The sequence below is a fragment of the Streptomyces sp. NPDC051243 genome, assembly GCF_044455405.1.
Classification (GTDB): Bacteria; Actinomycetota; Actinomycetes; order Streptomycetales; family Streptomycetaceae; genus Streptomyces.
In genome coordinates, this window is sequence record NZ_JBITES010000024.1 from 32,829 (window position 1) to 55,288 (window position 22,460).

The 22,460-nt window shown below is 69.6% G+C and carries 14 protein-coding genes, 5 tRNA genes and 2 pseudogenes; 12 read left to right on the forward strand and 9 right to left on the reverse strand.

What is annotated here, in order from left to right; translation table 11 throughout:
• Positions 1 to 25: 25 nt before the first annotated feature.
• Complete coding sequence (locus tag ACIBAG_RS42060; RefSeq protein ID WP_399112951.1) at positions 26 to 508, forward strand: arsenate reductase ArsC; 483 nt, start codon at positions 26 to 28, stop codon at positions 506 to 508.
• Between the two features lie 7 nt (positions 509 to 515).
• On the opposite strand, the pseudogene ACIBAG_RS42065 reads toward ACIBAG_RS42060, so the two are convergent.
• Positions 516 to 923 (reverse strand): annotated as a pseudogene (locus ACIBAG_RS42065) (MBL fold metallo-hydrolase); the annotation flags it as partial.
• Between the two features lie 203 nt (positions 924 to 1,126).
• Here ACIBAG_RS42065 and ACIBAG_RS42070 point away from each other — a divergent pair.
• Complete coding sequence (locus ACIBAG_RS42070) at positions 1,127 to 1,561, forward strand: SMI1/KNR4 family protein (protein ID WP_399113098.1); 435 nt, start codon at positions 1,127 to 1,129, stop codon at positions 1,559 to 1,561.
• Between the two features lie 114 nt (positions 1,562 to 1,675).
• Here the strand turns inward: ACIBAG_RS42070 and ACIBAG_RS42075 are convergent, their stop codons facing one another.
• The 7 genes from ACIBAG_RS42075 to ACIBAG_RS42105 form a co-directional block, all read right to left on the reverse strand.
• Positions 1,676 to 2,098 carry a hypothetical protein gene (locus ACIBAG_RS42075; RefSeq protein ID WP_399112953.1) on the reverse strand — a complete coding sequence of 141 codons (423 nt, stop codon included), beginning with the start codon at positions 2,096 to 2,098 and terminating at the stop codon, positions 1,676 to 1,678.
• Positions 2,099 to 2,364: 266 nt separating this feature from the next.
• Positions 2,365 to 2,437: transfer RNA gene (locus ACIBAG_RS42080), tRNA-Lys, on the reverse strand.
• A 206-nt stretch (positions 2,438 to 2,643) separates the two neighbouring features.
• Positions 2,644 to 4,203: an amino acid permease gene (locus ACIBAG_RS42085; protein ID WP_399112955.1), complete on the reverse strand. Its 1,560-nt coding sequence runs from the start codon at positions 4,201 to 4,203 to the stop codon at positions 2,644 to 2,646.
• 48 nt (positions 4,204 to 4,251) lie between these two features.
• On the reverse strand, positions 4,252 to 7,374 hold the full coding sequence (locus tag ACIBAG_RS42090; RefSeq protein WP_399112957.1) for an FG-GAP repeat domain-containing protein: 3,123 nt from the start codon (positions 7,372 to 7,374) through the stop codon (positions 4,252 to 4,254).
• Between the two features lie 211 nt (positions 7,375 to 7,585).
• On the reverse strand, positions 7,586 to 9,721 hold the full coding sequence (locus tag ACIBAG_RS42095; protein ID WP_399112958.1) for a DEAD/DEAH box helicase: 2,136 nt from the start codon (positions 9,719 to 9,721) through the stop codon (positions 7,586 to 7,588).
• A gap of 378 nt (positions 9,722 to 10,099) precedes the next feature.
• Positions 10,100 to 10,645 (reverse strand): hypothetical protein, encoded by a 546-nt coding sequence (locus ACIBAG_RS42100; RefSeq protein WP_399112960.1) that lies wholly within the window; start codon positions 10,643 to 10,645, stop codon positions 10,100 to 10,102.
• 818 nt (positions 10,646 to 11,463) lie between these two features.
• Positions 11,464 to 11,709, reverse strand: a complete 246-nt coding sequence (locus ACIBAG_RS42105) for a hypothetical protein (RefSeq protein ID WP_399112961.1) — start codon at positions 11,707 to 11,709, stop codon at positions 11,464 to 11,466.
• A 499-nt stretch (positions 11,710 to 12,208) separates the two neighbouring features.
• Between ACIBAG_RS42105 and ACIBAG_RS42110 the strand changes: the two are divergent.
• Positions 12,209 to 12,647: pseudogene (locus ACIBAG_RS42110) on the forward strand (transcriptional regulator); the annotation flags it as partial.
• A gap of 201 nt (positions 12,648 to 12,848) precedes the next feature.
• On the forward strand, positions 12,849 to 13,199 hold the full coding sequence (locus ACIBAG_RS42115) for a metallopeptidase family protein (protein ID WP_399112963.1): 351 nt from the start codon (positions 12,849 to 12,851) through the stop codon (positions 13,197 to 13,199).
• A 28-nt stretch (positions 13,200 to 13,227) separates the two neighbouring features.
• Here the strand turns inward: ACIBAG_RS42115 and ACIBAG_RS42120 are convergent, their stop codons facing one another.
• Positions 13,228 to 13,515, reverse strand: coding sequence for a metallopeptidase family protein (locus ACIBAG_RS42120; RefSeq protein WP_399112965.1), 288 nt, complete (start codon positions 13,513 to 13,515; stop codon positions 13,228 to 13,230).
• Between the two features lie 85 nt (positions 13,516 to 13,600).
• On the opposite strand from ACIBAG_RS42120, the gene ACIBAG_RS42125 reads away from it, so the two are divergent.
• From ACIBAG_RS42125 to ACIBAG_RS42160, 8 genes are all read left to right on the forward strand, one after another.
• Complete coding sequence (locus tag ACIBAG_RS42125; protein WP_399112967.1) at positions 13,601 to 15,196, forward strand: metallophosphoesterase; 1,596 nt, start codon at positions 13,601 to 13,603, stop codon at positions 15,194 to 15,196.
• An 80-nt stretch (positions 15,197 to 15,276) separates the two neighbouring features.
• Positions 15,277 to 15,349 (forward strand) — tRNA-Glu (locus tag ACIBAG_RS42130).
• A 37-nt stretch (positions 15,350 to 15,386) separates the two neighbouring features.
• Positions 15,387 to 15,461: transfer RNA gene (locus ACIBAG_RS42135), tRNA-Asp, on the forward strand.
• Positions 15,462 to 15,483: 22 nt separating this feature from the next.
• Positions 15,484 to 15,557: transfer RNA gene (locus ACIBAG_RS42140), tRNA-Phe, on the forward strand.
• A 70-nt stretch (positions 15,558 to 15,627) separates the two neighbouring features.
• A complete protein-coding gene (locus tag ACIBAG_RS42145) occupies positions 15,628 to 17,256 on the forward strand; it encodes a hypothetical protein (RefSeq protein ID WP_399112968.1) in 1,629 nt (542 codons plus the stop codon).
• A gap of 80 nt (positions 17,257 to 17,336) precedes the next feature.
• Positions 17,337 to 21,317: an ATP-dependent RNA helicase HrpA gene (hrpA, locus tag ACIBAG_RS42150; protein ID WP_399112970.1), complete on the forward strand. Its 3,981-nt coding sequence runs from the start codon at positions 17,337 to 17,339 to the stop codon at positions 21,315 to 21,317.
• Positions 21,318 to 21,411: 94 nt separating this feature from the next.
• Positions 21,412 to 21,486: transfer RNA gene (locus tag ACIBAG_RS42155), tRNA-Asp, on the forward strand.
• Between the two features lie 332 nt (positions 21,487 to 21,818).
• Positions 21,819 to 22,013, forward strand: a complete 195-nt coding sequence (locus ACIBAG_RS42160) for a DUF6274 family protein (protein WP_399112972.1) — start codon at positions 21,819 to 21,821, stop codon at positions 22,011 to 22,013.
• The last annotated feature ends 447 nt before the right edge of the window (positions 22,014 to 22,460 follow it).

A 22,460-nucleotide genomic window follows, 5' to 3' on the forward strand; every position in this document is an offset into this window, starting at 1 on the left:
ACACAGAAAACAGAAGGTCACCGCCATGAGCACCCCAAACCCCAACCCCGCTTCCGACCCCACCCCCGCCCCAACCGCCACCAACACCCCCACCGAGCGCCCGTCCGTCCTCTTCGTCTGCGTCCACAACGCCGGCCGCTCCCAGATGGCCGCAGCCTTCCTCACCCACCTCGCCGGTGACGCGGTCGAGGTCAGGTCGGCCGGCTCGGCGCCCGCCGACACGGTGAACCCCGCGGTCGTGGCGGCGATGAGCGAAGCGGGCATCGACATCTCGGCCGAGACCCCGAAGATCCTGACCAGCGAGGCGGTCCAGGCCTCGGACGTGGTGATCACGATGGGCTGCGGCGACACCTGCCCGGTCTTCCCCGGCAAGACCTACCTGGACTGGACACTGGACGACCCGGCGGGCCAGGGCGTGGACGCCGTACGGCCGATCCGCGACGAGATCGAGCGCCGGGTCCGCGCATTGCTGAGCGACCTCGGCGTGCCCGCCGGCAAGGCGCTGTGACCTCCGGTCACCCCCACTGCACGCGGTCGATCAGCCCCGCCGAGGTGAACGCCGCCACCAACTCCTCGCATCCCTCGGTGAAATGGGCTCAGCTGTCGAAGTGGACGGGAACGATCCGCCGGGCCCCGAGGATCCGGGCGGCCGCCGCGGCCCGCGCGTTGTCGAGGGTGAGCGACTGACGGTCGAGGACGGCGGTACGGGCGGCGCCCGCGAACAGGACGGCGGTGTCGACGGGCCCGAACCGCTCGGCGATCTCCGCGACCGGCCCGAGCTGGGCGTTGTCGCCGCTGACTTAGACGGTGGGCAGCCCTTCCCCGCTCAGCACGAACCCGACGACCTGCCCGACGACCGCTTCGAGCTCCGCCCGCTCCCCCGGCCCGTGCAGCGCGGGCACCCCGGTCACGGAGACCGCACCGCGAGAAGCGGACAGTCGGCCCGGCGCCCTCGCTCCGGTTCCACATCGGACGACTTCCCGCAACTCACCAACGCCGGAGACCCCATGAACGCCGCACTCACCCGCCTCACCCACTTGGTCACGCCCCCGTCCGAACCAGGAACACGGACTGGGATGCGGCGCAGACACGGCTGGGCGTCGCCCTCCCCACCGACTACAAGCAGCTGATCCACACCTTCGGGGGCAGCAACTGGGACGACTACCTGTACGTGCTCGAGCCGGACTGCCCGAACCGCCACTACGACCTCATCCAGTGGGAGGACCAGCAGACCGAGGCGCTGGAATGGCTCTGGGAGGTCGAGACCAAGCCCGCTGAACTGGCGGACGGTCGGAGTCGGGTGATCCCCTGGGCCACCACCGACAACGGCGAGTGCCTCTACTGGCTGGTCCGGCCGGACCGGAGCCCCGACGAGTGGACGGTCATGGTGAACGAGGCCCGCGGCGACCGCTGGGAGCACTTCCCGATGAACTGCACCGGGTTCCTCGCCGCCGCGCTCGCCGGAGACCTGCGGTCGGCGGTGCTCTCCTCGCGATTCCCGCTCACCGAGCACGAGTTTCGCCGGCTGACGGCCACCAGAGCAGGCCACGCGCCGACGTGACCCACACCTGCCCATGAAGGCCGTCCCGACGGCCCGGGCGGAGGTCGACGCGGACCCTTCCGGGACCACACGGACCTCCTGCCATCCCCCGTCGCCTGCCCATCGACGCCGGGCTCAGCCGGGTGGTTCGGTTCCTGCCGCGTTGGACGGTGTCGGTACCACGCCGGGCAGTGGGGCCATCACCCAGTTCCCGTCCTCCCAGGCGACCGTCTCGGTGACGCGGACGGGTTTGTCCTCGGTGCGAGCGGTGCCGGTCATGTCGACCCGCCATACCCCCTCGAACTCCGAGATACGGCTCCATCGGACGTCCCAGCCCTGTCCGCCGTACGCCTTGATGCGGGCACGGGCGTCCTTGCCTCCCTGAGGATGGGCGTCGAGAAGCCGGGCCAGGCCGCTCTCGTCCGACTCGTTGAGGTACTCCACGTAGTCGTGCAGGAAACGGTCCTGGTCCGCCAGATCGGGGGAGTTCGCCTCAGCGCCGTCCCCGCCACCGCACGCGGTGAGCCCGGTGAGCAGTACCGCGCAGAGCACGGCCATGAGCAGCCCGGCGCGACGCCGCCACGAGCGGTGGCCCTGCCTCTCAGGTACGGAAGGCGCAATACGTCGCCTTCGGGTACTGCGCCACAATGCCCCTCACCGACTTCCGGTAGGTGTTCGTCGAATGCTGAGTGAGGGAGGGGACTCCACCACTCCTGCCCAGCGGCCCACGCAGTGGCTCGAAACCGAAGCAGCGCCCGACCCGACCGAAGCCGACTCAGGCGCTGCACAGCAGGTCAGAGGGTTTACACCCCGACCACCACCGGTAGGCCCTGTGGGACTCGAACCCACAACCAATGGATTAAAAGTCCACTGCTCTGCCAATTGAGCTAAGGGCCCAGGCGATGTTGCCACCCCGAGCATAGCCGGACCCGGCCGTGTCTCCGATCGGGTATCGGGGTCACGGCCGCGTCGGGGGCCACGGACGGGTGCGGGCGGGGGCGGACAGCGGTCGTGTCACCGCGCCGGAGGGAGCCTTCGCGAGCGGGCCCGCACGACCGAGTCCGCACACACCGGGTGCCGCGGGTCCACGGCGCACCGGGACCCTAGGGATCAACCGGTTCGGGCGCCCCCGCCCGCCCCGCCTCCCGCGCGATCGTCCGCTCATGCTCGGGATCGAGGAACCAGTGCCGAGCCGAGACCGCCCACCACACCGCCGCGAACCCGAGCACCACCAGCACGGCGACCGGCGCGTAGTTGAAGGTCTCCCAGGTCACCGGGGACAACTGCGGCAGCATGAACAGCACGGTGATCACGCCGACCCATACCACCGCCACCACGCCCACGACCCCCGACCAGCGGCCCAGGTGCCACGGCCCTCGCTCGAACGCGTCTCCCTTGCGCACCCGCAGCAGCGTCGGGATGACGTACGCGATGTACAGGCCGATCACCGCGATCGAGGTCACCGCCGCGTACGCCGTGACATTGATCAGATACGGCAGCCCCAGCACCAGCGCCCCACCCGCGGCCAGCCACACCGCCGCGACCGGCGTGCGCGTGCGCGGGCTGACCGTGTGCCAGACGCGGGAGAACGGAAGTGCCCCGTCCCTCGAGAAGGCATAGATCATGCGGCTGTTGGCGGTCACGGACGCCATCCCGCAGAACAGCTGCGCCCCGATGACGACGAGCAGCAGCAGCTTGCCCGCGGTCGCCCCCAGCGCGTCGAGCAGGATCTGCGCGGGCGGCGCGCCCGTGGGGGACGTGAGGGCGCCGTCGTACGACTGGATCGCGAACGTGAAGCCGAGCAGCAGCACGAACCCCGCGATCCACGACGTCCAGATCGACCGCACGATGCCCTTCGGACCGGCCGTCGACGCGTCGTGCGTCTCCTCCGTCATATGGGCCGAGGCGTCGTACCCGGTGAAGGTGTACTGGGCCATCAGCAGCCCCAGCAGCACCACGTACACCCCGCTGCCCCAGCCGGTGTTGTTCACGAACTCGCCGAAGACGAAGGACGCGGACTGGTGCTCGTCCGGTACGAAGGTCAGCGCCCCGACGATCACCGCCACGCCCACCACGTGCCACCACACGCTGATGCTGTTGAGCAGCGCCACGATGCGGACGCCGAAGGTGTTGAGCAGGCCGTGCAGGACCAGGATGCCCGCGAAGAGCAGGATCGTCCGCCCCGGCGTCACCTCGAAGCCGAACTGCAGGTTCAGGTACGCGCCCAGGAAGGACGCGGCCCCGAAGTCGATGCCGGCCGTCACCGCCACCTGGCCCAGCACGTTGAACCACCCCGTGAACCACGCCCAGGCGGCGGCCGTGCGGGGCGGGGCGAGCCGGTGGGCCCAGAAGTACAGGCCGGCGGATGTCGGGTACGCCGAACAGATCTCCGCCATCGACAGACCGACGAACAGCGTCATCAGGCCTACGGCGACCCAGCCCCAGGTGATCACGGCCGGGCCGCCCGTATTCATGCCGAACAGGTAGAGGGTCAGACAGCCCGACAGGACCGAGATGATCGTGAAGGAGACCGCGTAGTTGGAGAACGCCGACATGCGGCGGGCGAGAACCTGCGTGTAGCCGAGCTGGGCCAGCCGTTCTTCGTCCGAGAGCCCCGAGAGATTCCCGTCCGACCGCCCACTCGCTATGCCGTCATCTGTCATGCCCCCAGCAATTCCCTCACCGGGGGCGTGACATGCGTCACAGCATGGCTAAAAAATGCCCTTGTAGCCCTGCCAGCCGGTCGCGATCTTCACCCGCGGCCCGAACGACCCCTTGCCGTCACCGTTGTTGCGCCAGACATTGCCGCTGCCGTCCCGCGAAACCAGGTCGGCCTTCCCGTCCCCGGTGATGTCCCCGGCGCCGACGATGACGTTGTAGCCCGAACCCCAGCCCGAAAAGACCTTCACCCGGTCCTTCAACAGCCCGTTGCCCAGGCCGTTGTAGCGCCACAACGCCCCTGCCCTGTCCCGGGCGAGGACGTCCCCGTGACCGTCGCCGTTCAGGTCGCCGGCGCCCACGATCTTCGTGTAACCGGTCCATGCCGAACGGATCTTCTTCCCCGCGGCCAGCGTCCCGTCGCTCTTCGCCGCGAAGAGGTAGACGTCCCCGGTCGATGCCTTCCGGGCCAGCAGATCGGCCCGCTTGTCGCCGGTCAGGTCGCCGGGGGAGGTGAGGACGTTGTAGGCGTTCCAGCCGGTGCCGAGCTTCGTGTACGACATCGAGGGCTCCGGCGCCAGCCCGCACTTGACCTTGTAGCCGCGCAGCGAGCCGTCGCTCATCCGCACCAGCACGTCATTGCAGCGGTCGCTGTTCAGGTCACCGAAGGGCACCGCGACGACCGACGTCGACCAGCCGCCCCCGGACACCTTCCCGGAGAAGGTGCCCTTGCCCGTGCCCTGCTGGAAGGTCAGGGTGCCCGAGGAGTTGAGGGTGAGCAGGTCGGCATCGCCGTCGGGCAGCCCGTCCGGGCCCACGTGGTCGTGGCGCGCGGGGCTGCCGTTCAGCAGCTGCACCGAGCCGCGTACTTCCAGCGGAGCGCCGACACCGTCGGCCGGTGTGACGGTGAGCGTCCAGTCGTAGATCCCGTTCGGCAGGAACACGCCCCCATAGGCCGCCGGATCGTGGCCGAACCAGCCGACACTCAACTCACCGCGTGCCGCGTCGCCGTCCACGCCGTCGCCGTAGACCTTGCCCGTGGCGCGATTGCGAACGGTCAGGTCCCAGCCCGAAGACGGCTTCGACAGCAGCACGGTGGCCAGGGTGTCGGGCGTCGTGTCGATCTCCCGTGCCTCGACGGACGACGCCTTCCGCACCGGCCCCAGCAGCCGCAGCGGCTGCTGCGCGACGCCGGACGGTACGAGGTGCACGCACTCCTGGTCGTCGACGTACGCCGCGTTCGCGCCCGCCTCGTCGACCGTCCAGCGCACGTCGCGCTGCGAGACGCCGGTGTCGGGCAGGTCGCCGATCACGCGGCTGACAGGCGTGCCTGCGGTGACCGTGGTGAGGGTCAGCTTCCCGGCCTGCCTGTCATGCGTGACGACATACCCGTCCCCGAGCTTGGCCTCACCGCCCGGCACGGGCACGGACGCCTTCGCCGTACGGTCGTAGACCCCGGCCTTGTCGTCCCCGCACGACCAGTACACGTACCGGCCCAGCGCCTGGAGTTCGGTGGGGGTGCAGCCGGCGTCGGTGGTGACGGTCTCGGTGGTCTTCTTCGCGGTCAGGTCGTACGCGGTGACGCTGCCGGGAGTGGTGCCCGCGGTCCACAGGGTGTCGCCGGAGAGGGCGGCCGCGCCGGGGGCGCGGGTCACCGCCGGCGTACCGTCGTTGCCGATCTTGAGGACGGTCTGCTGGGTCGCCGTCGTGTGGATCAGGTACTCGCCGGAGACATCGGTGATCCGCCCGCCCGCCGGGACCCCGCGCTCCCAGAAGCCGTACGGGGCGGGCCCGTTGACCCGGAGACGGTCGTAGCCCGCGGAATCCTTCATCAGCCAGACGGCCCGGTTGTCGGCCGTGCCGTGGAGGGCACAGCCGCCCTCCTGCGCCGGGCAGTCGTACATCACCAGCTCGGTTCCGTCGTACGAGGAACGCTCGCCGAAGGTGGGCGTGCCGGTGGCGGCCACCGTCCGCACGTAGGTGTCGCGGTACCCGGCCCAGCTCTCGTCGGCGATGAGCAGCCGGCCCTGGTCCAGGGCCAGTCCCTGGATCTTGTACGGCGGCTTGGGGAGGGCCTTGACCATGGTGACCGTCGGCCTGCCGTCGGCGCCCGGGTGGATGCGCTGGACGCCCCAGTCGTCGGAACCGGTGCGGCCGATGACGACAGCGGTGCCGTCCGGTACCGCGGAGAGGGCGTCGCTGGACGCTGCGAGCAGGGTCACCGGCTCGCCACCCGCGATCGGCACGGCGGTGACCTTGTTCACGCCGCCCGGACGGTGGACGAGCCAGTCGCCGACCACCGCCAGGTTGTCCGCCGCACGCGCACCCTCGGTGCCGTCCAGCGTCACCTCGACGGGGGCGGCCGACAGGTCGGACCGGGAGAACACGGAGACCTTGGTGCTGTTGACGCCGCCGTACACGACCAGGTGCTCGGCCGAGATCTTGGTGTACGTGTAGCCGGACAACGGCGGCGTCCAGCTCTGGACCAGGCCGGTCTCCGGGTCGACGGCCGCCACACGGGGGCTGCCGTCCAGCACGGCGTAGAAGAGCATCCCGGTGGCGTCGCCCCGCATCGGCCCCCCGAGCTTCATGCCTGAGGGAGCGCCGCCGACGATCACGTCCCGGGTTGTCCCGTCGGGGCCCGCGGTGAGCAGATGCCGGACCCGGGTCGTGGTTCCGTCCTCGGCGGTGACGTCCTGGTTGGTCGCGACCACGCTGCCGAAGACACCGGCGTACACGGTATGGCCCTCGGGCACCTGGACGGTGGCCGCCGTGCCGTCCGCGGCGTTGCGCAGGACGACACGTCCGTCGCTGTAGCGGTACGCGAGGACGTCACTGCCCGTCCCTCGCGTGATCACGGTGTCGGTGGTGGACGGCATGTCGAAGGACTTGCCGTCGGCGTAACGGGTCCACACCGGGCCGGAGCGGCCCTCCAGCCAGTGGAACACTCCCTGGCGGCCCGCACCGTCCCCGCCCGAGGTGGTGTCGGCCCCGAAGAGACTCGCCTGCGTGTAGTTGCTGCGCACCTTCGCAGGGACCACCGTCTCCTGCGCCGCCTCCTCCGCCGACGCGACCGGCCCCAGCGGGCCCAGCCCCGTCGCGAGCACTGCGGACGCGGCGACCGCGATGGCGGCGCGTCTCGCGCGCGTGAGACGTACACAGGCATGACGAGCCAAGGCGAACCCTCCCCAGGAACACGAGGGGGGAGCGTGCGCTGCATCGGACCTGCTTCAGATGCCCCCGGCCCGGCCGTCGCACCCCCCTCAAAAGTGGGCTGATCTTACAGCCCTCTCACGCACTCCACACCACACCCTCCACACCACGCCCTCCACACAGCAAAGCGCCGTGGCCCCCACGGGACCACGGCGCTCGCTCACTCACTCAGTGTCAGCCGTTGCGCTTCCAGCGCGGCTTGTCCTCACGGCGCCCGAAGGAGCCGCCACCACGGTGGTCGTCACGACGGCCGTACGGCCGCTCGTGCCCGCCGGAGCGGAAGCCCGGCCGGTCGTCACGGCGGTCGCGGTTGAAGGGACGGTCGCTGCCACGGTGACCGCCGCGCTCGTCACGCCGGTCGAAGGAACGCCCGGCACGGTCGTCGCGGCGGAAGCCACCCCGGTCGTTGTCGCGGCGCTCGAAGGAACGGCCACCACGGTCACGGTCGAAGGAACGGCCACCACGGTCACCGCGGTCGTCCCGGCGGAACCCGCCCCGGTCGTTGTCGCGGCGCTCGAAGGAACGGCCACCACGGTCACGGTCGAAGGAACGCCCGCCACGGTCACCCCGGTCGTCCCGGCGGAACCCGCCACGGTCACCGTCCCGGTCCCGACGCTCGAAGCCACGGTCACGGTCGCGGTCGCGGTCGCGGTTGAACCCGCCGCGGTCGTCCCGGCGCTCGAAGGAACGCCCGCCACGGTCGCGGTCGAAGGAACGCTCGCGGTCCCGGCCGAAGTCGCGGTCACGGTCACGGTCACGGTTGAATCCGCCACGCTCGCCACGGTCGCCGCGCTCGTCGCGCCGCTCGGCCCGGTCGACGTCCTGCGCGGCCGGCTGCTCCGGCACGGCCACCTCGACCGTCTCCACGGCCTCGGCCACCGCCGCCTGCGCCTCGGCCACCGCGGCCTCCGGGTCCTCGCCCCGCTCACGCGCCACGCGGGCGACGAGCCGGTCGGCCTCCTCGCGCAGCTCGACGGCACGCCGCTGCGCCCGCTCCAGCTGCTTGGTGAGCTGGGCGACCTCGCGCTCGGCCTGCTGGGCGGCGTTGCCCGCCGACTCGGCCTGCACCTCGGTCATGGACCGGGCTCCGGTGATCTCGGCGACCTCCGGGTCGAACGCGGCACCGCCCTGGATGATGTGGCGCGAGGCGTCGACGCCCGCGTCCTCCATCAGCCGGAAGATCTGCCGGCGCTGATGCGGAAGCGACAGCGACACGACCGTGCCCGTACGCCCGGCACGCGCCGTACGGCCGGCCCGGTGCAGGTAGTCCTTGTGGTCACCGGCCGGGTCCACGTTCAGCACCAGGTCGATGCCGTCGACGTGAATACCGCGGGCCGCCACATCGGTCGCCACGAGGACGTTGACGTACCCGTCCTTGAAGTCCGCGAGTGTCCGGGTCCTGGCACCCTGCGTCATACCGCCGTGCAGCGCGTCCGCCTTCGCACCGGCGTCACGCAGCTGCTCGGCGACACGGTCGGCGCCCAGCTGGGTGCGGACGAAGATGATGGTGCGGCCCTTGCGGGAGGCGATCGCGGCGGTGACCGGCGCCTTGTCCTTGGGCTTCACGATCAGGATGTGGTGCGACATGGTCGTCACCGCGCCCTGGGCGGCGTCGACCTCGTGGCTGACCGGCTCGTTCAGGTACCGGTCGACGAGGGTCTGGATCTCGTTCTCCATCGTCGCGGAGAACAGCATCCGCTGACCGCCCGCCGGAACCTGGTCGAGGAGCTCGGTGACCTCGGGCAGGAAGCCCAGGTCGGACATCTGGTCGGCCTCGTCGAGCACGGCGACCTCGACGTCCTCCAGGGAGCAGGCGCCGCGGTTGATGATGTCGCGGAGCCGGCCCGGGGTGGCCACCAGCACATCCACGCCGCGCTCGAGGGCGTAGATCTGGTTCCCCATCGACGTACCGCCGCACACGACCTTCATCTTCAGGCCGAGCTGGTCGCCGTACGGCTGGAGCGCGTCCGCGACCTGCATCGCGAGCTCACGGGTCGGCGTGAGGATGATCGCGCGCGGCTTGTGCTTCTCGGTGCGGCCGCCGGCCAGGCGGGCCAGCGTCGGCAGACCGAACGACAGCGTCTTGCCGGAGCCGGTGCGGCCACGGCCCAGGATGTCCTTGCCGGCCAGCGCGTCCGGGATGGTCGCGGCCTGGATCGGGAAGGGGGTGGTCACGCCGTTCTGCGCGAGCTTGCGCACGACGCCCTCGGGGAGACCGAGGTCCGCGAAGGTGACCTCGGGGGTCTCCTCGACGGAGTCGTTCTCGCCGTTCTCGGGCACGACGACGTGATCAGTACTGGAAATGGACATGCGTATGCGAAACCTTCCGGAGTCTCGTCGGCACGCGCCCGTCAACTCCGTGATTCGCAATACGACCGCCTCAATGCGGTCCGCCACGGCAAGGGAGAGTACGCGCCACACGGCGCGCTCTGCAGTGGCGCCGGGCAAATGGGATCAAACGATCTACCACCATACGCACCCCCAGCCCCCCAAGGCAAACCGACGGCCACCCGTGTAGGCAACGTCACGTGCCAAGCCCGTCCGCGCAGGCCCCGACACGCACCGAGGGCCATCCATGAAAGCCGTCTCACGCACCGAGCGCCATCCGCCTAAGCCCGTCACGCACCGAGCCCCATCCGCGAAGGCCACCTCACATGCGAACGCCCCCACCGGCCCACCGGCCCCACCTCACGCCGGCGCCCCCGCGGCCGGCGCCGGCTCCCGCTGGGCCAGTTGCGGTCCCGTCTCCTCGTGAGCCGACGAGGACGGCTCGGCCTGCGTGGGTGTCGGCGTGGCGGACGTCGGCTGCTCGGTCGGCGTCGGCTCGGGGTCCGGCGTCCGGGTGGGCGTCGGTTCGGCCGTACGCGTGGGCGCCGGCTGCTCGCTCTGCCCCGGCCGCACCGGCTTGCCCCCCGTCGGAGCGGACGCGCTGGCCGCCGCGGACGGCGAAGCCGAGGGAGCCGCGGACTCCCGGGCCTTCTTCTCCCGGTCGCCCTTGCCGTCCTTGCCCTTGCCCTTCCCTCGCTTGCCGCCCTCCGCGTGGACCCCGGCGCCGCCCCCGCCACCGGACACGGCCGACCCCCCGTCGGGAGCCTCCCCACCCCGCTGCCCGGCCGACTGCGACGGCTTCGCACTCCCGCCTCCGCCGTCGTCGCCCACGCTCATGCAGCCGGCGGCAGCAGCGACGGCCATGACCGTGGCGGCCAGACGGACGGGTACGTACAAGGGGCGCACGCGAGCCACCTCCAAGGGCGGGCGAAGAAGTCAACCTGCCCAACTCCCGCCGCCCACAAGAGGACACGCGCCCGGCGGCACGGCCTCACACCGGTTACGGCACCGGCTCACCCGTAGCCGAGAGCGTGCAGCCGCGCGTCGTCGATCCCGAAGTGATGCGATTTCTCGTGCACGCAGAAATTTTCGGAAAACACTTGGCGCTTGGTCGCGCTGCGTATTCAAAGCTGATCCGCGACGTGAACAAAGGGGAGGTTCAAGTGTCACAACGTGAGGCGGAAGGCGGGCCGCTCCAAGGTCGACGATCTGGGCGCCGAGGTCGTGAAGATCTTCAAGGACGTGGACAAGTCCGGATACCACACATACGTGGAGCGCCCGCACTGGGATGCCGCACTGTCCATGCTCTGCGAACGGCTGGCGGACGTTCTGGAAGCCGTACCCAGCGTCAGGACGGTCACGGCGGGCAAGAAGTGGGCCAACCCGGACCCGTTCCTTGAGGCCATCGCCCAGGCCGAGACCGTAGGCGCCACGCTGACCAGCCTCACCGCCCACCCCAATGACGCCCTGGCCCTGGCCCAGCTCAAGGAACAGACAGGCAGCAACAAGCCGTTGCTGGGCTCGGACCCGACAGCGCCCGACCCGCCGCGTGATCGCGGGGTCGGCGTCCACCGGTACGTCCGACTCCGAAGGTCACTCTGGGCGCGTGAAGTGTCATCACGGTCTGCCGTAAACGCCCTCCGACCTGGGATCTACCCCCCTCAACGCGTCACGCCGGACCGCACGCGTATAGCACCTCGGAATCTGTACGGGTTCCAGGGCCGTCAGATGAGGGCACTGGCGTCCAGCGCGAATCTGAGCGTCCCCTCGTGGACCTCCTGCCGCAGGGCGTCTAACGGTTCACGGTCAACCCGTTCTGCCGTGGCGGTACCGAACAGCTCTGCGGTCAGGCGGATGACACTTCCGCAAACCTCCAGAGCCTTGACGGTGATCTCCGGCGGCCCTTCGAGCATGACGGCTGCTGTGTGGGTCTGAACCTCCGTCGAGATCCCCTGAAGCGTGGTCAGCATTCCCAATAGATTCCCTCTGACGCGTGTTCCTTCCTCGTCATCGGCTTGGAGGGCCGACTCCACGGTGGATACGAAGCTCAGCAATTGAGACGCTTCCGAGTTGAACCGGTGCGCTGCCGCGAGGAACGCTCTGCATGCCTCCCGGCGGGCTTGGTGCTTGTGCAGTCTGGTGCTGGACCTCGCGGTCACGAGTGCCCCACCTCCAGTAGCCAGTGCCCCGACGAGCGCACCGAGTACGGCTGCCCACCCCTGGTCCATCGTGCCCCCAGTCCTGATCGGTACGACGTGATCACCATGCTTCTTGCCCTGGGCAGGAAGCGCGAACGCCATACCGCATGACATGCCCGAGCCTGTACACGCCCCTGCCCGCACCCCACCCCGGTGCGGCGCGGGGGCTTTTCGCGTGTCCCGGGCGGACGCCGTCACCTGGCAATGAGCACATGACCCTGACGTACCGTCAGGCGGCTGCCCGGGCAGGTCTCACGAGAGATCAGAGCCGCTGACGTGCTGGCGGAAGCTTGAGCAGAAGCGGAAGCACAGCGCACGCCTGCCGACCCTGCATGACCTGTCACGCGGGCTGGGGGTGGAGCTGACGGCCCTGCTCGGAGACCCGCCCGGTGCACCGTCTACAGGCGACGCGGACCCGCCTCAGTTGGTCGCTGTGCGCCGCGCGATCACGCCCCTGCTGTTCGGCCCCGCCCCCGGAGCCGAACGGCGCTGAGCGGCTGTCCCTGCCGCTCCTTCGGCGTGAGATCTCAGACTGGACCCTGTACCACAGCGCCGAATTCGGGCGCCTCATGGAAGTCCTGCCGGGAATCATTGCCGACGCTCGTTTTGCTGCCGCTGTCGGCAATGCGGATGAGCGGGCAGCGGGACAGGCCGCCTTGGGCAAGGCTCTGCAACTGGCTGGACACCTTGCCATCCGCCTCGGAAAGACAGGTTCCCCGTCCCTCTTCCGCAGGGGGCTTCCATGAGAAATGGCGCCCCCCGTTAGCCCCGACTCGCTGAGGACGGCCGCTGAGGACGGCCGATCAAGGCTCAGCGAGCCGGCTGCCGCGCTGTCTGTGCGCACGCCCCCTGTGACGCACAGACGGGCTTTTACGTATCCCGATCACCCACCCGTCCCCGACAATGGCCCTGTGCTGGAGATGACCCGCGAAGCATTCGAAGAGCTCGTGAGCGAGGCCCTTGACCAGATCCCCCCGGAGCTGACCCGGGTCATGGACAACGTGGCCGTGTTCGTCGAGGACGAACCGCCCACCGACGACCCGGAGCTACTCGGCCTCTACGAAGGGACGCCCCTCACAGAGCGTGGCGAGTGGTACGCGGGCGTCCTCCCGGACCGGATCACCATCTACATGGGCCCCACACTGCGCTTCTGCGAGACACCGCAGGACATCGTCCACGAGGTGGCCGTGACCGTGATCCATGAGGTGGCCCACCACTTCGGCATCGAGGACGAACGCCTCCACGAGCTGGGCTGGGGCTGAACAGGGCTATTGACAGGCCCCTGCGCCATTACCCGATCGACCGAAGCTGCTTCGGCGAAGAGGTGTACGACGGAGTACCCTGCACCACCGTCACCTCGGTCACCTCGGTCTCCTCGACGACCTCCTCCCGCGACTCGCACATCCGCAGCGTCAGCGGAGTTCCCTCGTACAGCCCGAGCAGCTCGGGATCGTCCACGGGCGGTTCGTCCTCGACGAACACCGCGACGTTGTCCATCAGCCGTGTCAGCTCCGGCGGAATCCGGTCCAGCGCCTCACCGACCAGTTCCTCGAACTCCTCGCGCGTCATCTCCAGCACAGGCCCATTGTCGGGTACGACACCGCCGTACAGGAGCCGCCAACGGCCCCGCATATCCACCCCCGCGCTTGGGCATACGGGACCAATGGCCCGCGTCCCCGCCGCAGTCATGAAGGTCCTCGGTCAGCTCCCCAGGGCCCCCCGCGCCCTGGCCCGCCTCCCCAACGCCACCCGCCGCCCGCTCCCCACCCCCGAACTCGTCAGCCAGCCCCATCCCTGGGGACGCACCGTCGGCCTCGTCACGGTGGTTCTCCTCGGCGCCTGGCTGGGCCTGCTGATCGTCGGCAACGTGCGCGCACCCGTCGGCCCCATGAACACGACGATGACCCTTCGCCCCTCCCTCACCGGCGGCACGAAGATCAACGTCTCCCCCCTCGGCGCCCTCACCCTGGACAGCCACATCGCCCCCGTCCGTCTGGACGTCAACGTCGACCAGCTCGACCCCGCCCGCTCCCAGGCCCTCGTCGACCACCCCGAGCGCCTCTCCGGCCTCCAGGACGAGGTGACCGAGGACGTCGCCCACGGCACCCGCGACCTGGCCCTGCGCAGCTGCGTGGCCGTCGTCACCGGCGCCACCGCCCTCGGCCTCGCGGTCTACCGCCGCCCCCGCCGGGCCCTCGCGGCCGGCGGCCTCGCCCTCACCCTCCTGGCCGCCTCCGGCGGCACGGCGCTCGCCACCTGGAACCCTGAATCGGTCCTGGAGCCCAAGTTCTCGGGCCTGCTCTCCTCCGCCCCGTCCCTGGTCGGCAACGCGCGCAGCATCGTCACCGAATTCGACGTCTACCAGAAGGAGTTGGCCCGCCTGGTCACCAACGTGACCAAGCTCTACGACGCCACCTCCACGCTCCCCGCCTACGCACCCGACCCGTCGACGATCCGCGTCCTGCACGTCTCCGACATCCACCTCAACCCGGCGAGCTGGAAGATCATCGCCTCGCTCGTCGACCAGTACAAGGTCAACGTGATCGTCGACTCCGGCGACACCATGGACCACGGCACCGCCGCCGAGAACGGCTTCCTGGACCCCATCGAGGACCTCGGCGCCCCCTACGTCTGGGTCCGCGGCAACCACGACTCCCGCGTCACCCAGCGCTATCTCGAAGGCCTGGAGAACGTCCACGTCCTGGACGACGGAAGGGCCAAGACGATCTCCGGCCTGCGCTTCGCCGGCATCGGCGACCCCCAGTTCACCCCCGACCGCTCCAAGGTCGCCGGCGGCGACGCGGCCAACGAACTCGCGGGCGCCCGCCTGGCCACCTCCCTGCGCGACCAGCAGGCCGCCGGCACCCCCGTGGACGTGGCCATCGCCCACGAACCGGTCGCGGCCCGCCAGACCGACGGCGAGGTCCCCCTGGTCCTCGCCGGCCACCTCCACCACCAGGAGATGGAGGTCCTGCCACTCGGCACCCGCCTGCGCATCGAGGGCTCCACGGGCGGCAGCGGCCTGCGCGCCATCGAGGGCGAACACCCCGACCCCATCCAGACGTCGATCCTCTACTTCGACCGCGAGACCCGCCGCCTCCAGGCCTGGGACGAGATCGAACTGGGCGGCCTGGGCCTGACGACGGCGGAGGTACGCCGCCACCTCCCCGAGGAGAACCAGCCGGGCGCGACGGACTCCCCCAGCCCGTCAAGCCCCTCGCCGAGCACTCCGAGCCCGCCGCGCACCCGCGCCCCGTAAACCGTTTTGGCGATACCTCCCGCCATCCCATATGCTTCTCACGTCCCCGACGCGCTGAGAAGCGCCCAGGCGGGCCGATAGCCCTCATCGTCTAGCGGCCTAGGACGCCGCCCTTTCAAGGCGGTAGCACGGGTTCGAATCCCGTTGGGGGCACGCAGTACGGTGTGCGACACTGTCGTACACATCGCTTGGTCCTGTGGAGCAGTTTGGAGTGCTCGCCACCCTGTCAAGGTGGAGGCCGCGGGTTCAAATCCCGTCAGGACCGCTGAGGCTTCTCGAAGCCTCGTGGCTGGGTAGCTCAGTTGGTACGAGCGTCCGCCTGAAAAGCGGAAGGTCGCCGGTTCGACCCCGGCCCCAGCCACACAGTACGAAACCCCCCACCGGACACCGGTGGGGGGTTTCGTCGCTCACAGGGAGCCTGAGGGGGGTTCTTGAGACGCATCACCAGAGGACTGGTGACGGCTGTCGCCGTCCTGTTCTCCACACTCGCCGTGCCCGGCACGGCCCAGGCCGCGGGACCGACCGTCCAGTCGGCGTCCAGCGATCAGGCCGACTGGTCGGTCATCCGAGTACGGCTCAACTACAGCGGGGGGATCGACAAGGTCACCGCGTCGCTGCGCCCCGTCGGCAGTGCCGAGTCGGAGGCCCCGGTCGCCACGGTCACCGACTTCACCCAGAAGTACTGGGTCAGCTCGTGGGAGGGGATCTGGGCCTCCCAGCCCGTCCACCTGGACACCCTCGGCGACTACACGATCGACGTCGAGGCCACGAACACCGCGGGCGAGACCACCGTCCAGAAGAACGCGGGCACGCTGCACTACCAGAAGCAGCCCGTCATCACCGGCTTCGCCGTCACACCGGCCGAGCCGGACATCGAGCACCGGACGGTCACCGCCACCGGCGACATGGTCGTCCGCGACCCCAGCACCCGCGAGACGGTGCCGCTGCCCGGTGCCACGGTGGACCTCACGTTCGACCAGAACGACGACACGACCGCCGTCACGGACGACGCCGGCCACTTCTCCGCCACCCACGAGGTGACCGCGGGCGGCTGGACCTTCGCCCAGTACAACGGTGACCTCGGCTTCGCCACCAGCCCCTGGATCGACGTCCGGCCGAAGGCCGCGCCGACCCGGTTCGTCCTGGACGACAGCAGCTTCCATGTCATCGCGGGCGACAAGGTCAATGTCACCGGCACGCTCCAGTACCAGTACGGCACGGAGTGGAAGCCGCTGGCCGGCGTCCCGCTGGAGATGGACTACAAGGACTGCACCACCTGCAGCCCCGTCGAGTCGACCACCGACGCGAACGGCCGCTTCTCCTTCGTGCGGTCCCCGTACGGCAGCAGGAGCGTCTACGAGGTGGCCTTCCGGTCGTACCCGTACAACCCCTTCATCCAGCGAACCGCGACCGCCCAGGTCACCGTGGCCGTCACCGCACGGACGCAGTTCACGGAGTTCACGGCGCGGATCGACAAGTACGCGCAGCTCGAGGTCACCGGCTCCCTCGACCTGATCGGGCGCGACACCAGTGACCAGATCAACGTCGACATCCAGTACTCGGCCAACGGCACGACCGGCTGGGCCACCAAGAAGACCGTGCGGACCAGCTTCGGCTCGCAGTTCGTCGTCGAGCGGCTGCCGGGCTACACGGACGGCTACTGGCGACTGCGCTACGCCGGATCCACCACCAAGGACATCCAGGGCACCGTCAGCAAGAGCCTGCGCAAGAACCGCGCCCTCACCCGCGTGAAGGACGGCAACGCGTCCCCCGAGCCGGTGTACAAGGGCCGGACGATCACCGTGAAGGGCGTGCTCCAGGAGCGCCCGGTGGGCACGTCCACCTGGAAGGCCTACGGCGGCAAGAAGGTGCAGATCCTCTTCCGGCCCAAGGGCCAGAGCAGCTGGTACCAGATGGCCACCGTCACCACGGGAACGAACGGGTCCTTCAGCAAGGGCTTCACCGCCCGGCAGGACGGCACCTGGGTGGCCGTGCACCTGTATCCCGACAGCAAGCACTTCGTGGGCAGCGGCCGGGAGGACTACGTCGACGTGTTGTGACGCCCGTCGGGCGACGTGAGCGGGGGCGGGCCCAAAAGGGTTCGCCCCTTCTTTGTGCGGGATGAGATCCTGGACCGCGTATGTCTACGCACCCTGCCCCCGCCCTCGGCCCCCTGGCCCCCCGTCTGTCCGAGCTCTCCCTGCGCGACGCGCACCGGCTCGGCCGGCGGCTCGAAGGTGCGCGCAAGATCCGTAAGCCGGAGGCACGCGCCGCCGTGCTCGCCGAGATCGAGGCGGAGATCGCCAAGGGCGAGGAGCGTATCGCCGCCCGCCGCGCCGCCGTGCCCGCGGTCACGTATCCCGAGCAGTTGCCGGTCAGCCAGAAGAAGGACGAGATCGCGGCCGCGATTCGGGACCACCAGGTCGTGATCGTCGCCGGTGAGACGGGGTCCGGGAAGACCACGCAGATCCCGAAGATCTGCCTCGAGCTCGGGCGCGGCGTGCGCGGCATGATCGGGCACACCCAGCCGCGCCGTATCGCCGCCCGTACCGTGGCCGAGCGGGTCGCGGAGGAGATGAACAGCCCGATCGGCGAGTCCGTCGGCTGGAAGGTCCGCTTCACCGACCAGGTGAACCCGGACGCCACCTTCATCAAGCTGATGACCGACGGCATCCTGCTCGCCGAGATCCAGACCGACCGCGAGCTGCGCGCCTACGACACGATCATCATCGACGAGGCCCACGAGCGGTCCCTGAACATCGACTTCCTGCTCGGGTATCTGTCCCAGCTGCTGCCGAAGCGGCCGGATCTGAAGGTCGTCATCACCTCCGCGACCATCGATCCCGAGCGGTTCTCCCGGCACTTCGGCGACGCCCCGATCATCGAGGTGAGCGGGCGGACGTATCCGGTCGAGGTGCGGTACCGGCCGCTGCTCGAGGAGGACTCCGAGGACGCCGACCGCGATCAGATCACCGCGATCTGCGATGCCGTCGAGGAGCTGCAGGCCGAGGGCAAGGGCGACATCCTCGTCTTCCTCTCGGGCGAGCGGGAGATCAGGGACACCGCCGACGCGCTCGTGAAGAAGAACTACCGCTTCACCGAGGTGCTCCCCCTGTACGCCCGGCTCTCGCACGCCGAGCAGCACCGCGTCTTCCAGCCCCACACCGGGCGCAGGATCGTTCTGGCTACCAATGTCGCCGAGACCTCCCTCACCGTCCCGGGCATCAAGTACGTGATCGACCCCGGCTTCGCCCGGATCAGCCGGTACAGCCACCGCACCAAGGTGCAGCGGCTCCCCATCGAGGCGATCTCGCAGGCCAGCGCCAACCAGCGCAAGGGCCGCTGCGGCCGTACGTCGGACGGCATCTGCATCCGCCTGTACTCCGAGGACGACTTCCTCGCCCGCCCGGAGTTCACGGACGCGGAGATCCTCCGTACGAACCTCGCCTCCGTCATCCTGCAGATGACCGCGGCCGGGCTCGGCGACATCGAGAAGTTCCCGTTCATCGACCCGCCGGACCACCGCAACATCCGCGACGGCGTGCAGCTCCTGCAGGAGCTCGGCGCGATCGACCCGGCCGAGAAGGACGTACGCAAGCGGCTCACGCAGACCGGCCGCAAGCTCGCCCAGCTGCCCGTCGACCCGCGCCTGGCCCGTATGGTCCTGGAGGCGGACAGGAACGGCTGTGTCCGCGAGGTCATGGTCATAGCGGCCGCGCTGTCCATCCAGGACCCGCGCGAGCGCCCCGCCGACAAGCAGGCCCAGGCCGACCAGCAGCACGCCCGCTTCAAGGACGAGACGAGCGACTTCCTCGCCTACCTCAACCTCTGGCGCTACATCCGTGAGCAGCAGAAGGAGCGGGGATCGAGCTCCTTCCGCCGTATGTGCAAGCAGGAGTACCTGAACTTCCTGCGCATTCGCGAATGGCAGGACATCTACTCGCAGCTGCGTACGGTCGCGAAACAGATGGGCATCCACCTCAGCGAGGAGGACGCCCCGGCCGACCGCATCCACGTCTCCCTGCTCGCCGGCCTGCTCTCCCACATCGGCATGAAGGACGTGAAGGAGTCCAAGGACTCCGGCCCGGGGGGCGCGCGCAAGGACGGCGGTCGCAACGAGTACATCGGCGCCCGCAACGCGAAATTCGCGATCTTCCCGGGCTCGGCCCTGTTCAAGAAGCCCCCGCGCTTCGTGATGTCGGCGGAGCTGGTGGAGACGAGCCGCCTGTGGGCCCGCGTCAACGCCAAGATCGAGCCCGAGTGGGTCGAACCGCTCGCCGGGCACCTCCTCAAGCGCACGTACTCCGAACCGCACTGGGAGAAGGACCAGGCGGCGGTGATGGCGTACGAGAAGGTCACGCTGTACGGCGTGCCGATCATCGCCCAGCGCAAGGTCAACTACGGCCGTGTCGACCCGGAGGCCAGCCGCGAGCTGTTCATCCGCAACGCCCTGGTCGAGGGCGACTGGCGCACGCACCACAAGTTCTTCGCCGACAACCGCAAACTCCTCAGCGAGGTCGAGGAGTTGGAGCACCGGGCGCGGCGCCGCGACATCGTCGTGGACGACGAGACCCTCTTCGACTTCTACGACCGCAGGGTCCCCGAACACGTCGTCTCCGGCGCCCACTTCGACTCCTGGTGGAAGCGCAAGCGGCACGAGGAGCCGGAGTTCCTGGACTTCGAGCGCGAGATGCTCATCCGGGAGTCCGCGGAGGCGGTCACGAAGGCCGACTACCCGGACTCCTGGCGGCAGGGACAGCTGAAGTTCCGGGTCACCTACCAGTTCGAGCCGGGCGCGGACGCCGACGGTGTGACGGTCCACATCCCGCTCCAGGTCCTCAACCAGGTCACGGACGAGGGCTTCGACTGGCAGATCCCGGGCCTGAGGGAGGAACTGGTGACGGAGCTGATCCGTTCCCTCCCGAAGCCGATCCGCCGTAACTACGTGCCGGCGCCGAACTTCGCGAAGCGCTTTCTGGATACGGCTGTGCCGTTGCAGGAGCCGCTGACGACGACGATGGCGCGCGAACTGAAGCGCATGGTCGGCGTGCCCTTCGAGGCGGACGACTTCGACTGGACGAAGGTCCCGGACCATCTGCGCATCACCTTCCGGATCATCGACGAGCGGCGCCGCAAACTGGCCGAGGACAAGGATCTGGAGACCCTGAAGCTCCGCCTGAAGCCGAAGGCGCGCAAGGCCCTCTCGCAGGCCGCGGCGGCCACCGCCTCCCGCCAGGGCGGCGAGTCCCTGGAGCGCACGGGCCTGACCGACTGGACCATCGGCTCGCTCACCCGCGTCTTCGAGACCCGCCGCGCCGGCCAGCCGGTCAAGGCCTACCCGGCGCTGGTGGACGACGGCGACACGGTGTCGGTCCGCCTCTTCGACACGGAGGCGGAGCAGCAGCAGGCGATGTGGAAGGGCACGCGTCGGCTGATCCTCCGCAACATCCCGGTCAACCCGGCGAAGTTCGCGTCCGAGAAGCTCACGAACGCCCAGAAGCTGGCCCTGTCCGCGAACCCCCACGGCTCCATCCAGGCCTTGTTCGACGACTGCGCGATGGCGGCGGCGGACCGGCTGATCGGGGACTTCGGCGGGCCGGCGTGGGACGAGGAGTCGTACCGGAAGCTGTACGACAAGGTGCGCGCCGAGATCGTCGACACGACGGTCCGTACGGTGGGCCAGGTGCAGCAGGTGCTGGCCGCCTGGCAGGCCGCTGAACGCCGTCTGAAGGCCGTACGCAGCCCCGCGCTGCTGGCGAACCTCACCGACGTTCGAGGGCAGCTGGACGCCCTTGTGAAGCCCGGTTTCGTGACGGAGGCGGGGCTGCGGCGCCTGCCGGACCTGATGCGCTATCTGATCGCGGTGGACCGCCGCCTGCAGCAGATGCCGACGAACGTCCAGCGCGACACGACGCGTATGGAGAAGGTCCACGAGATGCGGGACGAGTACGCCTGGCTCCTGGAGCAGATGCCGCAGGGGCGCCCGGTGCCGCAGCAGGTCCTGGACGTCCGGTGGATGCTGGAGGAGCTGCGCGTCAGCTATTTCGCCCACGCGCTGGGCACGGCGTACCCCATCTCCGACAAGCGGATCGTGAAGACGATCGACGCGCTGGCGCCGTAACGGGGCGTGCACGCTGGGTGAGTTCGACCAGGGGGCTCACCCTCCTGTACAGTCTCTTCTCGCAGCGCAACGCACGAATGGCGCAGCGAAACCTGGTCCTGTGGAGCAGTTTGGAGTGCTCGCCACCCTGTCAAGGTGGAGGCCGCGGGTTCAAATCCCGTCAGGACCGCAGCGAAGAGGCCCGCACCGGTACAACGGTGCGGGCCTCAGTCATCGAATCGAGGCCCGCGCCCCAATGGGGGATGCGGGCCTTGTTCATGCCCAGGTCCACGCATCCAGCACCGGCCGGCCTCAAGCAGCCCGTACGGCGATCGAGGACGAGGCCCCTTCAGGGCCGAAGCGGGGGCCTGGGGGCCGCAGCCCCCAGAGAGGGCGGCCATGGCAACGCCGGGTCACAGGAGCCGTCGGCACCGCGGAGCGCCCCGCCATCTTGACGGCGTCACATTCGCTCGGTACCCAGAAATCAGGGCTCTTCCCGGCGTGGCCCCCTGGAGGTGGCGTATGGCGGCATCGGCAAGGCACGAAACGCGGGCGTTGCTCCGCGCCCACCTGTCGGCCGCCTCCGCCTATCGCCATCTGACCCGCCACTGCCCGATCTGCCACCACCTGCTCCGCCTGGCGATGGACTCCGCCCCACGCGTCCCGCAGAGGACCCCGGACGAGGCCACCGAGGACGAAAGCGCTTCCACCGCGTGACCCCCTCGGGGGCGCCAACTCCCGCTCGACGATGGGGTGCTGGAACCCGCGCGTCCCTTTAGCGCACACGGGCGGACGGCAACAAGCGCCGGGGCGTGTGACGGGTGTCACCGCATGAGTTTCCGGGAACGCGGTACTTACACCCCACCTACAACTGGTCAATTTAATATGTGCAATTGCACCAACTGACAGGGATCGGTCCGCACACGCTCCGCAACCACCCGGAGCCGCTCCACAGGAGATCCGACCCGCCTCCCCAGACTCCGACAAGCCTGCCCACAGGACACCGGCCGGCACACGCTCCGCACACAAAAAAGATCGCGCTGGACCCGGCGGAGTCCAGCGCGATCTACGACGCACCCTTGTTGCGTGCCTGCGAAGCTCTGTTCGGCTTGGGCGTGGGTCCTGTTGGGGCAGAACCCGCGTCGCTTGGAGCTAGAGTTCGGG